Source organism: Streptomyces sp. NPDC104202 (genome assembly GCF_055584185.1).
Genome location: NZ_JBVJMN010000064.1, coordinates 39772 through 51808, shown reverse-complemented (window position 1 = coordinate 51808; position 12037 = coordinate 39772). Strand labels below are relative to the sequence as shown.

The 12037-nt window shown below is 74.2% G+C and carries 8 protein-coding genes; 4 read left to right on the top strand and 4 right to left on the bottom strand.

All coding sequences use genetic code 11. From position 1 onward, the window contains the following. Positions 1-315: 315 nt before the first annotated feature. The 4 genes from ACZ60W_RS31025 to ACZ60W_RS31010 all read left to right on the top strand — a co-directional run bounded on the left by ACZ60W_RS31025 (position 316) and on the right by ACZ60W_RS31010 (position 4616). A complete protein-coding gene (locus tag ACZ60W_RS31025; protein ID WP_469758725.1) occupies positions 316-1734 on the top strand; it encodes a DUF5685 family protein in 1419 nt (472 codons plus the stop codon). A gap of 335 nt (positions 1735-2069) precedes the next feature. Next, positions 2070-2444 carry a hypothetical protein gene (locus ACZ60W_RS31020; RefSeq protein ID WP_469758724.1) on the top strand — a complete coding sequence of 125 codons (375 nt, stop codon included), beginning with the start codon at positions 2070-2072 and terminating at the stop codon, positions 2442-2444. Between the two features lie 70 nt (positions 2445-2514). Beyond that, positions 2515-3096 carry a carbonic anhydrase gene (locus tag ACZ60W_RS31015; protein ID WP_469758723.1) on the top strand — a complete coding sequence of 194 codons (582 nt, stop codon included), beginning with the start codon at positions 2515-2517 and terminating at the stop codon, positions 3094-3096. A 14-nt stretch (positions 3097-3110) separates the two neighbouring features. After that, positions 3111-4616, top strand: a complete 1506-nt coding sequence (locus ACZ60W_RS31010) for a SulP family inorganic anion transporter (protein ID WP_469758722.1) — start codon at positions 3111-3113, stop codon at positions 4614-4616. Positions 4617-4974: 358 nt separating this feature from the next. Here the strand turns inward: ACZ60W_RS31010 and ACZ60W_RS31005 are convergent, their stop codons facing one another. The 4 genes from ACZ60W_RS31005 to ACZ60W_RS30990 all read right to left on the bottom strand — a co-directional run bounded on the left by ACZ60W_RS31005 (position 4975) and on the right by ACZ60W_RS30990 (position 11905). After that, on the bottom strand, positions 4975-7431 hold the full coding sequence (locus tag ACZ60W_RS31005) for an RICIN domain-containing protein (protein ID WP_469758721.1): 2457 nt from the start codon (positions 7429-7431) through the stop codon (positions 4975-4977). A gap of 130 nt (positions 7432-7561) precedes the next feature. Beyond that, positions 7562-9928, bottom strand: a complete 2367-nt coding sequence (locus tag ACZ60W_RS31000) for a cellulase family glycosylhydrolase (RefSeq protein WP_469758720.1) — start codon at positions 9926-9928, stop codon at positions 7562-7564. A 519-nt stretch (positions 9929-10447) separates the two neighbouring features. Continuing rightward, a complete protein-coding gene (locus ACZ60W_RS30995) occupies positions 10448-11485 on the bottom strand; it encodes a LacI family DNA-binding transcriptional regulator (RefSeq protein ID WP_469758719.1) in 1038 nt (345 codons plus the stop codon). Between the two features lie 201 nt (positions 11486-11686). Next, entirely contained in the window at positions 11687-11905 is a 219-nt protein-coding gene (locus ACZ60W_RS30990; protein ID WP_469758718.1) for a DUF6243 family protein, read from the bottom strand. Positions 11906-12037: the final 132 nt, after the last annotated feature.

Here is a 12037-nt window from a genome sequence, read left to right as displayed (position 1 = left end):
TTTCTCAGAACAAAAAAAACGGAACCCCGTCGGGGGGGGGGGGGGGGGGGGGGGGGGGGGGGGGGGGGGCCCCCCCCCCCCCCCCCCCCCCACCCCTCCTTCGTGTCCTTCCTCCCGGTGAACACGCTCCCGAGCCCGCGTGCGCCCTGCCCGGCGACGTCCCGGAACGCACCCCCTAGGATGTCGACCGCGCTGCGATGGCGCACACAGCGGACGCCGTACGAGGTCGTCGGCGTCGCGCGGTCCCCGGGTCCGTGAGCCGCCCGGCCGGATGCGTCCGGGGTGGCTGTTCTACGGGGGCGGGGGAGTTCTACGGTGTTCGGAATCATCAGGCCGTGCCGGCATCGGCTGGGCGAGGGGCTGCGGACCGAGTGGATGGCCCACCTGTGCGGGCTGTGCCTCACGCTGCGCGGGGAGTACGGGCAGTTCGCCAGGGTGGCCACCAACTACGACGGCCTGATCGTGTCGGTCCTGACCGAGGCGCAGTCCGAGCGGACCGGCGACTGGCGGCGCGGCGCCGGGCCCTGCCCGCTGCGCGGCATGCGGTCGGCGGACGTGGCACAGGGCGAGGGCGCCCGCCTGGCGGCGACCGTGTCGCTGGTCCTGGCCGCGGCGAAGATCCGCGACCATGTGGCCGACGGCGACGGCCTGCTGGCGCGTCGCCCGGTGGCGCTCGCCGCGCGCAGGATCGCCCGGGGCTGGGACCGCGCGGGCGCCGTGGGCGGCGAGCGGCTCGGGTTCGACACCTCGGTGCTGATCGAGGCGGTCGAGCGTCAGCCGGAGATCGAGCGGGCCACCGGCCGGGGCGGCTCGCTGCTGACCGTCACGGAGCCCACGGAGACCGCGACCGCCGCCGCGTTCGCCTACACCGCCGTCCTCACGGACCGCCCGGGCAACGCGGAACCGCTGGCGGAGGCCGGCCGTCTCTTCGGCCGTCTGGCGCATCTGCTGGACGCGGTGGAGGACCTGGACGCGGACGATGCGTCGGGGGCGTGGAACCCGGTCGCCGTGACCGGCGCGGACCGCGCCGAGGTGCGCAGGCTCTGCGACGACGCCGTCCACGGCATCCGGCTCTCCCTGTCCGACGCCGAGTTCGTCGACGGACGGCTCGTGCAGGCCCTGCTGGGCGGCGAGTTGGAGCGCGCCGTCGACCGGGTCTTCGACGCTCGGCACCGCCACCACCGGCACGGCCGCCAGGCGCGCGGCCTGCAGACGCTGCCGTGGCTGGGCCGCCGTACGGCCACGGAAGAGCCCCCGGTGTCCGGCACGGGCGCGGCCTGTGGCGTCGGTGCGCTCACCGGCACGGTCCCGGCGGGCGCGGCGACGGCGTCGGGGCGGCCGCCGGAGGGGGAGTGCCGGCGGTGCCGGGCGGTGGGACGCCTGTGCGGCGACTGCCGGCTCTGCTACCACTGCTGCCGCTGTGACGACGACGCGGACCCGGGCGAGGGGGAGTGGCAGTTCGGCGACGGCAACGGCGGTGGCAACGGCGGCTCGGGCCGTGATTCCTCCGGGCGTGACGGTTCCGGCCGGGAGGGCTCCGGCCGGGACGGTTCCGGGGGCGACGGCTGGTTCGGCGGGCACGGCGGGGGCAACTCGGGCGGGTCGTTCGGTGGTTCGGGAGGAGGCCGCTCCGGTGGCGGCTCCGGCTCCGGTGGTTCCGGCGGGGGCTCATGCGACGGAGGTGGCGGGGGCTGCTGCAACCCCTGCAAGTGCTGCTGCGACTGCTGTGACTGACGGGCTGACGGGCTGACGGGCTGACGGGCTGACGGGCTGACGGACTGACGGGCTGAGGGGCTGACGGACTGACGGGCTGACGGACTGACGGGCTGAGGGGCTGACGGACTGGTGGGCCGACGGACGGACTGGCTGACGGGCTGACGGACGGACTGGGCCGCGGGTGTCCATGCCGCCGTTCGCGTCAACATGCGGCTGATTCCATTCGAAAACCTTGGTGGGGCACGGTCGTTGCGGAATGCTGTCCACTTGGGCGCATTACTCTTCTTTGACTCGCCCTTGGCCTTGCTTTGGCGAAGTCCGATCATGACGCGACCGGAGGGAGGGACGCCGAGATGTCGTCCGTCCGCGTGACCGCCGTACTGCGCGCGGCCTTCCTCCTCGCCCTCGCCCTCGTCTGCGCCGGCCTCCACCTCACCCCCGCCGGGGCCGCGACCCAGCTGCACCGCCCCTGCGCGCAGAGCGTCGTGGCGACGGCCGAGTCCGAGTCCGGGCAGACGCGCGGCGAAGCCGACGCCCCCGGCGGGAACGTCCTCCACCGCGACCGGAGGCGACCCCTCACCTCCACCTCGGTCCCTCCCCGCGCGCCCCTGGTCACGCACGCCGCCCCGCTCCCGGAGCCGCCGCTCGGCCGTCCCGGCGGCGCGGACGCCCGGCCGAGACCGCTCGCCTCCCACGACTCCTCCACACTGCAGGTGTTCCGCTGCTGACGGACGGTGCCCACCCGCGCCGACCTGTCAGTCCGACGCGCCCCCCACGGCGCGCCAGGAGGAATCATTCATGCAGCCCCTCATCGACCATGCCCGCCGTTTCGGACGGCACCCTGAGGAGTTCGCCGCGCACGCCGCGGGCCAGACCCCGGGCGTCCTGTTCGTCACCTGCTCCGACTCCAGGGTCGTACCGGCCCTGATCACCGGCGCCCGGCCCGGCCAGCTCTTCGAGCTGCGCACGGCGGGCGGCATCGTGCCCCCGTACGGCACGGGCAACCCCAGCGGCGAGGCCGCCACCGTCGAGTACGCCGTGGAGGTCCTCGGCGTCGAGGACGTCGTCGTCTGCGGCCACTCCCACTGCGGCGCCGTGGGCTCCCTCGTCCGCGGCGACGACCTCAGCGCCGTGCCGGCCGTCCGGGACTGGCTCGCCCACGCCGCCCCCGACGGCGCACCGGGCCGCGCCGACGACCCGGCCGTCACCGACGCCGTCCACGGACACGTCCTCGCCCAGCTGCTCCGCCTGCGCTCCTACCCGTGCGTGGAACGCCGGCTGGCGGACGGCCGGCTGCGGCTGCGCGGCTGGTTCTACGAGGTCCACACCGGTTCCGTCCTGGAGTACCGCTCCGGGACCGACTCCTTCGAGGCGCTGTGAGGAAGGACGTCCGGATGCCCCGCTCCTTCCCCTTCCTGCGCCAGGACGTCGCCGCCTCGCTCGTCGTCTTCCTCGTCGCCCTCCCGCTCTGCATCGGCGTCGCCGTCGCCTCGGGCGTGCCGGCCGAACTCGGCCTCGTCACCGGCATCGTCGGCGGCCTCGTCACCGGCCTGATGCGGGGCAGCAGCCTCCAGGTCTCGGGTCCCGCCGCCGGGCTCACCGTCCTGGTCCTGGAGGCGGTCCGGGCCTTCGGACTCGCCGCGCTCGGCGTCATCGTGCTGGCGGCCGGCGTGCTGCAGATCGCCATGGGTCTCCTCCGCTGGGGCCGTTGGTTCCGCGCGATCTCGCTGTCCGTCGTCGAGGGCATGCTCGCGGGCATCGGCCTGGTCATCATCGCCGGGCAGCTCTACTCCGCGGCGGGCGTTCCCGCCCCGGACTCCGGCCTCGACAAGCTCACCGGCCTGCCGGGAGCCCTCGTCGAGGCCCTGGGGAGCCGCACGGCCCTCGTGTCCCTCGCCGTGGGCGCCGGCACCGTCCTCGTCGTCGTCGGCTGGCGACGGATGCCGCGCCGTGCCCGGGCCGTGCCCGGCGCGCTGGTGGCGGTTCTCCTCGCCTCCCTCGCGACGGCCGCGTTCGGCCTCCCGGTGGAGACCGTGCGGGTCAGCGGCTTCCTGGAGGCCGTACACCTGCCCGGCTCGGAGGCACTCTCGTCGCTCGCGGACCCGGCCCTCCTCGGCACGGTCCTCGCCTTCGCGCTGATCGCCTCCGCCGAATCGCTCTTCAGCGCGGCAGCGGTCGACCGGCTCCACTCCGGTCCGCGCACCGACTACGACCGGGAACTGGTGGCCCAGGGCGCCGGCAACACGCTGTGCGGACTCCTCGGTGCCCTGCCGCTCACCGCGGTCATCGTCCGCAGCTCGGCCAACGTCGAGGCGGGCGCCCGCACGAAGGCGTCCCGCGTCCTGCACGGCGGCTGGCTGCTGCTCTTCGTCGCCCTGCTGCCCGCCGTCCTCGCGTACGTCCCGCTCGCCGCCCTGGCCGGGATCCTCGTGCACGCCGGCTGGAAGCTCATCCCCTTCAGGAACGTCCTGGCCCTCTGGCGGCGTCACCGCGGCGAGGCCCTCGTCCTCGTCGTCACCGCGGCCGCGATCGTCTCCGTCGGCATGTTCGAAGGCGTTCTGATCGGGCTGGTCCTGTCGGTGGCGAAGGCCGCCTGGGAGTCCTCGCAGCTGCGGATCGAGCACACCGACGACGGCCGCGACACCGTCCGCGTACGCCTCCAGGGAACCGTCACCTTCCTCCGTCTGCCCCAGATACTCGACAGCCTGGAAGCCCTCCCGCACGACCGCCGGGTCACCCTCGACCTCTCAGGCGTCCACCACCTGGACCATGCCTGCCGCGCCGCGCTGGAGACCTGGGCGGAACGGCACGGCGGTGCCGACGCCGCCGCCGTCCGCGCCGCCACGGCCCCGCAAGGCCGCGCGGACGCCACCGCGTCCTCGGCGCCAGGCCCGGCCTGACACCGGCCCCCAGACGGGGGCGACGCCGACCGAGTCGCCCCCGTCGGGGTGCCCCGTGCGCATCGTGGCGTCGGCCCAGCCGCCGGGGACCCGGGGGTCGGTCATGAACGGGCTGCCGGCCTGCGGGCCGAGTTCGTCGTCCGGCTCGTTCAGCGGGGCCGCCGCGTGCAGGACGTTTATGTACTTCTGGAGGGAGCGGGTGGCGCTGTCCACCTGGCCCATCCAGTCGTCGGCGCCCTTCCCGACGTACGGCCGGCCGCCACGGACGCGTGCGGTACGGGACCGGGGGCGGCGATGCCGAGGGTGAGCACGGCCGCGGCGAGCAGGGCGTCGCGGCCGGCGGGGAGCGTGCGGCGTCTCATCGCAGGTCCCACTTCATGTTCTCGCCACCCCAGCAGTCCCACAGGATGACGGGGGTCCCGTTGGCCGGGTTGCCGTCGACGACGTCGAGGCAGCGCTTGCTCTGGCGTCCGACGAGGGTGCGCGATCCGGAGGATCCGCCGTCGGCGGTGAAGGAGAAGTCGTCGACGGCGAGGCCGGCGCCGCCGACCCACGGCTCGAAGCCCGCCTGGACGCTGGTCATGTACCAGGAGGACTGGATCTGGCCGCGCGAGACCGCGTCGTCGATGAAGGAACGGAGGGCGAAGTCCAGGGAGCCGGTGCCGCTGGTGCGGACGTAGGAGATGACGTTCCAGCCGATGTTCCCGGTCCACACGTCCCAGGTGGCGCCCTCGACGGTGGCGGTGGCGACGCGGGAGCCGATGGGCTGCGGGCGGCCGCGGTGGTCGAGCCAGATCATCAGTTCGGCGCCGGTGTTCTGCCCGTCGGTGCGGGGCGTCGGGTCGAACCAGATGTCGTACGAGGCGTTCCACTCGCCGGAAGCGGGGCGGGTCATGGTCACGGAGCTCCGGGCGGCACCGGACTCGGAGACCCGGCGGGGCAGCCCGCTGCCGGTGGTGCAGTTGCCGTAGTGGCAGCCCGCGTAGAGGGAGGGGTATCCGGCCGGCACGTTGTTCGTGGGGTTGTCGTGCTCCGCGACCGTCACGGCGAAGCCCCGCTCACGGACGTCGACGCACTGGCGGGTGGCGGCACCCCACCGGTTGTTCTGGACGACGTACCGGCCTCCCTGGATCGTCGTGGAGGCGTACGGGTCGCAGAGGACGGGGGCGGCCCCGGCGGGCGGCGCGGCCGTCACGAGCGAGCCGAGGAGCGCGGCGAGGAGCGCGAACACGGCCGCCCACAGGGGCGTGCGGCGGTCGGAGGGTGTCGGTGTCCGGGGCATGGGTCGCCTTTCGTGGGGGTGGAGAGGAAGGGGAGGGGCGGGGGAGCGCGGGGGCGTGGGGCCCTTCGCGCCGGGGGAAGGGTCCGGAGGTGAGAGGTGCTGGAGGATCCAGAGCTGGGGCTGGAGGCCGTTGCAGGTCCACTGGCGCACGTCCGCGCCGGACTGCCGCGCGCCCTGGGCCACGTCGAGGCACTGGCCGCTCGCGCGCGACACGAGCCGGTAGGCGCCGCGCCCGGCGTTGACCAGCCGCCAGTCCTGGGACGCCTGGGCGTTGCAGTACCACGGGCGGACGTTCGCGCCCGGGACGGCGGAGCCGTTCTCCAGGTCGAGGCAGTGGCCGCTGTTGTGGGCCGTGAGGACGTACTGCCCGCCGCCTCGTGTGCGCAGGGTCCAAGCCTGCGGACCGAGGCCGTTGCAGGTCCACTGCCGGACGTCGACGCCCGCCTCGCGCCCGTCTCCCGCCACGTCGAGGCAGTGGCCGCTGTTGGCGTTGAGCAGGCGGTACGCGGCGCCGTCGGTCACCCCGGCCGCGTCGCCCGTCCCGGCGGCCGAGCCGGTGGCGACGTACGGTCGGCAGTCCGGGCCGGACCAGTCGGTCGCGATCTCCAGGAACCGGCGGCCGTCGGCGGAGGGAACCAGGGGCGAGCTGTAGTTCCGGCAGTGGTCGGCCTCGGGCGTGTCGACCCGGACCGGCGCCTCGACCTCGTACCAGGGGCCGGTGCCGTTCTCGGTGTTGGCCAGGACGGTACGGCCGCTGTCGGCGGCGGGGCTCCCGTCGCGGTTCAGCAGCCGCTGGGCGACGAGGAGCAGCCGGCCGTTCGGGGCGCCGTCGGGGGAGGGCGCCCGGGCGAGGGTGGGCGCGGCGCGGAGACGACGGCCGTCGACCGTCTCGGGGCGGGTGCCGAGGGCCGGGGCGTCGCCCCAGTTCCAGCCGTCGGCCGAGGCGCGCAGGTGCACGGCGCACTGGTACGGGCCGCCGGGGCCGCAGATCTCGTACGCCATGAGGAACGAGCCGTCGGGCAGCCGGCGCACCACCGGCATGCCGGGACGGTCCTCGAACCGGGCGGAGGCGACGGTGGGGTGGTGGTCCCGCCACGTCACGCCGTCGTGACTGCGGGCGGCGGACAGCCGCTGGCTGTGCGCGGGATCGGTCTCGTCGGCGTAGTGGCAGACCAGGGCGCCGTCCGCGGCGACCGAGAACTCCGGCTCCCACAGACCGCCCGTGCCGCCGGCGACGGCGCAGGAGGAGAGGTACGACCAGCTGCGGCCGGTGTCGCCGCTGCGCCAGATCCGCAGCGCCATGCGCCGGTCGGGCTCGCCCTGTCCCGCGGAGGCCGCCCAGAGCAGCGTACCCGCCGGCAACGCGCCGATCTGCCGCGGCAGTGAGAGGACGGCGACGGCGAGGGCGGAGCGGACGGCGGGGACGGGTCCCGTGAGCCGACCGGGACGAGTGGCGGGTGACGTCGGGGCGCTGGTGGGGACGGGGGAGAGCGGGCCGGGGACGGTGGCGGGGGAGTGGTGCGTCCGAGGCAAGGGGAGCTTCCTCTCCGGGAGTTGGGGGAAGGGAGGCATGCATCGCAGGATGCGGGTGAGACGGGAGGGAGGCCCGGGCGGCGGCCGTCGGCGGAGGGGAGCGGCCCCGCCCGGGCCCGGGGCGGAAGCGTCAGCTGCCGTAGACGCGGAGTTCGTACAGCGAGATCCCGTACGGGGTGGCCCGGCTCTGGCCCAGGACGCGGACGTAGCGCCCGCTGCCGTTCACGGTCAGCGTGTCGGTGCCCCCGTCACCGGTCGCGGTCGCGTACAGATCGGTCCAGGTGGCGAAGTCCGGGTCGTCGGAGACCTGCACGCGGTAGCCCCGGGCGTACGCCGCCTCCCAGTCGAGGACGACGCGGCTGACGTTCCGTCGCGCGCCGAGGTCGACGTTGATCCACTGGTTGTCCTGGAAGGCGCTCCCCCAGCGGGTGGAGGCGTTGCCGTCCACCGCCCTGTCGGGGTTGTTGCCCGCCTCGGTGGAGGACGCCCAGGCGTTCTTCCCCTGGGAGAGCGGCGTGCCGCCGCCGGTTTCGTCCGCGGTGGAGACCTGGAGCGGGACGGAGGGGGCGGAGGTGTTGCCCGCGGCGTCGCGCGCTCTGACGGTGTACGTGTAGGCCGTGGACGGGGTCAGGCCGGAGTCGGCGTGGCCGGTCCCGGTGACGGAGGCGACCTGGGCGCCGTTGCGGAACACCAGATAGGAGGTGACCCCGGTGTCGTCGGTGGAGGCGTCCCAGGCGAGGGTGATGCCGGTGGTGGTCCGGCCGCCGCCGCGGAGGTTGCCGGGCACGGACGGGGCGGTGGTGTCGCCGCCGCCGCTCGTCGAGGTGGTGACGGTCAGCGGGGCCGAGGCGGCCGAGGTGTTGCCCGCGGCGTCGCGGGCGCGCACGGTGTAGGTGTACGCCGTGCCTGCGGTGAGCCCCGAGTCGGTGTAGGACGCGCCGGTGGAGGTCCCGATCCTGGCGGTGCCCCGGTAGACGTCGTACCCGGTCACGCCGGTGTCGTCGGTCGAGGCGGTCCAGGACAGGCTCACGCTCGTGCTCGTCCTCGCCGGTGAGGTCAGGGCGGCGGGGACGCTGGGGGCCTGGGTGTCACCGCCCGGGGTGCCGCCGCCGTACAGGTCGGCGAGGCTGATGCCGGTCGTGCTGCCGGCACCGCCCAGCTTCACCTGGTGGTCGAGGCCCACGAACTTGCCGCCGCTCTGCCACAGCGCGGGCTTGAGCAGTGCGTACTTGGCCTCGTCCCAGGTGGCCCAGTCGTTGAGCAACAGGCCGCCGGTGTCACCGGAGTTGGGGTTGAGGCACCAGAACGTCTGGTGGATGCGGTGCTCGGTGACGAGATCGCGCAGGGCGACCATCCACTTCTGGTTGGGGCCGTTGTCGAGGAGGCCGCCCCACTCACCGATGAGCAGCGGAGCGGTGTTCTCCTTGTGCAGGTAGAGCCAGTTGGGGTCCCAGACGTCGCGCTCCAGCGTGGTGCGGTTCCAGTCGCCTTTGAACCACGGCTGCTGGAAGACCAGCGGCCCGTAGTCGTGCGGGGAGTAGACGAGCTGGGAGTTGCCCGCGCCGAGGTCGACCGGGTGGTCGCGGACCCCGCGCAGGTTTCCGCCCCACCAGTTGAAGTGGTAGTCGGTCTCCGCCTGGGAGGTCCAGGACTTTCCGGCGCGGGGGTAGATCTCGATGCCCTCGCACAGCACCAGGACCTTGGGGTTGACCGCCAGGATGCGCTTGCCGGCGGTCTCGCACGCGTACTTGAAGTTGTCCTGGTCGGTGGAGCCGTCCCACTTGGCGCGGGGACTCTCCGTCTGTTTGCCGTGCGGTTCGTTCTTGACGTCCATCGCGACGATGGTGTCGTTGTTCCGGTACCGGGCCGTCACCCATTCCCAGGCCGCGTAGAACTGCTCGGTCGTGACGGCGCCCTTCCACCACACCGGATGGATGTGGCCGGAGTTGTCGGCCTCCGCGCTGTGGACGTCCAGCAGGACCTTGATGCCGTACCGCTCGCACAGCGCCAGCCAGTAGTCGAAGACCTGGAGCGTGGTGAGGTCCTTGAGCTCCGGGTTGGCGTAGGTGTTGACGCCGCTGGGGACGGCGGCCTGCCCGTTCTTCCACTCCAGCAGCAGCTGGGTGGAGACGGGGACGCGGACGATGTTGATGCCGCGGTCGGCCATCGACTTGGTGATGCCGGTGATGTTCCCGGACCACAGGCCGTGGAAGACCCGCTCGGTGGCGTTGAAGCCGAACCAGTTGGTGCCGGTCAGCCAGACCTTGTCGCCGTTCTCGTCGACGATCTGGTTCCCCTGGGTGTGCAGCCAGTCCCCGCCGGCGGCGGCGGTCGCGACGGCCGGGGCGGGCACCTCCGCCGCGGCGGAAGCGCGTACGGGGGACGGTGGTCCGGCGGCGTGGGCGGCGAGCCCGCCGGAGGCGACGGCCACGGCCATCACGCTCGCCACGCCCGCGGCGCGGATCGCGAGGCTCCGGCGTCTGGTGAACAGGTTCACGCGTGTTCCCTTTCGTGCGGTGGTCGGGGGATGCGGGCGCGCGTCCGTCCAGGGAGGAGAAGGGGACGGAAGTCGAGATGGGAGCGCTCCCATGCGTGACAGTTGCATGCCAAGCAACGCACTGGGAAGCCGCGCGCACGGATGCGCGGGTTTTCGACGCTTCTACCGGTAGAGGGGCGCCGCGTTTTCGAGCCACGCACGCGGGGCGCCGAAGGCGGGGGCCGTCCCCGCGCCGTGGGGCCGGAGGGTCGACGGGGCGGGCGCGGCGGCGCCCACCGGCGGGAAGGTCCCGCCCGAGGCGACGGGCGACCGGGAGGGGCTGGTCGCGGCGGCACGGTGCCCTGGCCGCGCAACGGTGACCCGTACGGGCCGGTGCCTGTGCACGACGGAGCCCCGAACGCCCCGAAGCCCGTACGTTCCGGAGCCCCGTACGCCCCGGAGTCGTGGGTGGCCACGCGACCGGTGCGTGAGGTCCGGGCAGGCCGTCCTGTCCCGCCGTCCCGCTGTCCCGCTGTCCGGTCAGGCGGGTGGCGCGGTGGTGTCCCGGATGACGAGCCGGGTGGCGAGTTCCAGGCGGTGTGGGGCGACGGACTCGCCGTCGATGATCCGGAGCAGGGTGCGGGCCGCGAGGGCGGCCATGTCGAACAACGGCTGCCGCACGGTGGTGAGCGGCGGGTGGGTCCGGCGGGCGACGGGCAGGTCGTCGAAGCCGACGACGCTCACGTCCTCGGGGATCCGCCGGCCACGGGCCCGCAGGGCCTCGATGGCGCCGAACGCCTGGAGGTCACTGGCGGCGAAGACGGCGGTGGGCGGCTTCTCGCCCGCCGCCGCGAGGGCGTCGAACAACCGGGCCGTGTCACGCCGCCCCGAGGCGTCGTCGAACGCCCCGTGCGGCGCGAACCCCTCCGGGACGGGGAGCCCGGCCCGTTCCATGGCGGCCCGGTAGCCGTCGGCGCGCGCCCGGCTGCACGACAGCTGCCGGGGTCCGGCCAGATGGGCGATGCGGGTGTGCCCGAGCCCCGTCAGATGCTCGGTGGCGCCGACCGCGCCCTCCCAGTTCGTGGCGCCGAAGGTGGGGACGGGCGCGTCGACGCGCCCGACGTGCCCGACGCGTACGCACGGGATGTCCATCGCGGTCAGCATCCGGTGCTGCGTCGCGGTCAGCTCCGGCACGACGAGGACGGCCCCGCTGCTGCGGCGCGCGGCGAGCCGGTCGATCCACCCGTGGGGGCCGAGGTCGCGGCCGTGGACGGCGGACAGTGCCATCCGGACGCCTGCCTCGTGCAGGGTCGTCTCCACGCCCCGGATGATCTCGACGGACCACAGGCCGTCCAGATCGTCGAGCACGAGGTCCACGACACCACCCCCACGGCGGGCGGCCCGGCGCCGGTAGCCGAGGGAGTCCACGACGGCCTCGACCCGTCTCTTCGTCCCGGCCGCCACGTCGGCGCGCCCGTTGAGGACCTTGGACACCGTCGAGACGGAGACGCCGGCCCCCGAGGCGACCGTGTGCAGCGTGACCCTGCCGCCCGGACTGCCGGTGCGCTCCTCGGTCATGGGATGCCTTCCGCTCGCGGTGCCCGGCGATCGGATGCGGGTCCGCGGGGGCGGACCCGGCCGGTGTCCTTCCTGAGGCCCGGGACCGGTGCCGGCTTCCACGAGGGCCGGTGGCGGATCCCGGGTACGGCGGCAGGGCCCGGACGGTGCCTGGCCGTCCGGGCCCTGTCCCGTGGGTGCCGCCCTGGGGGCGGCGGTGCGTCAGCTGTCGGCGGCGTCGTCGCCCGCCGGCTCGGCGGCGCCGCCGGTGCCGTGCACCTTCTCGCGCATCTTGCGCACCAGGTCCGCCTTCTGGTCGGCCGCGCCCTTGCGGTCGAGGTTGCGGTGCGGGCCGTTGTTCTGCCGCTCGGCGCGGGACTGCCTCTTGCGCTGCCCGCCCCCCTGGCCCACGGGGTTGTTGATGTTCTTGCTGTCGGTCACGGGGTTCTCCCGGTGGTGAGGGGACGTGCTCTGCGGACGCGTCGGGTGGGGGACAGGCACGGCGACGTCGAGGGCCGTCAGCGGGAGTCCGTCACGCTCTCACTCGTCGGTCGGTGCCTGGAAGGACATGAC

What these genes read in the sequence shown, in the direction of transcription:
- ACZ60W_RS31020 (WP_469758724.1), top strand. Translation starts at nt 2,070, where the DNA reads ATGTCGTCCGTCCGCGTGACCGCCGTACTGCGCGCGGCCTTCCTCCTC.
- ACZ60W_RS31015 (WP_469758723.1), top strand. Translation starts at nt 2,515, where the DNA reads ATGCAGCCCCTCATCGACCATGCCCGCCGTTTCGGACGGCACCCTGAG.
- ACZ60W_RS31010 (WP_469758722.1), top strand. Translation starts at nt 3,111, where the DNA reads ATGCCCCGCTCCTTCCCCTTCCTGCGCCAGGACGTCGCCGCCTCGCTC.
- ACZ60W_RS30995 (WP_469758719.1), bottom strand. Translation starts at nt 11,485, where the DNA reads ATGACCGAGGAGCGCACCGGCAGTCCGGGCGGCAGGGTCACGCTGCAC.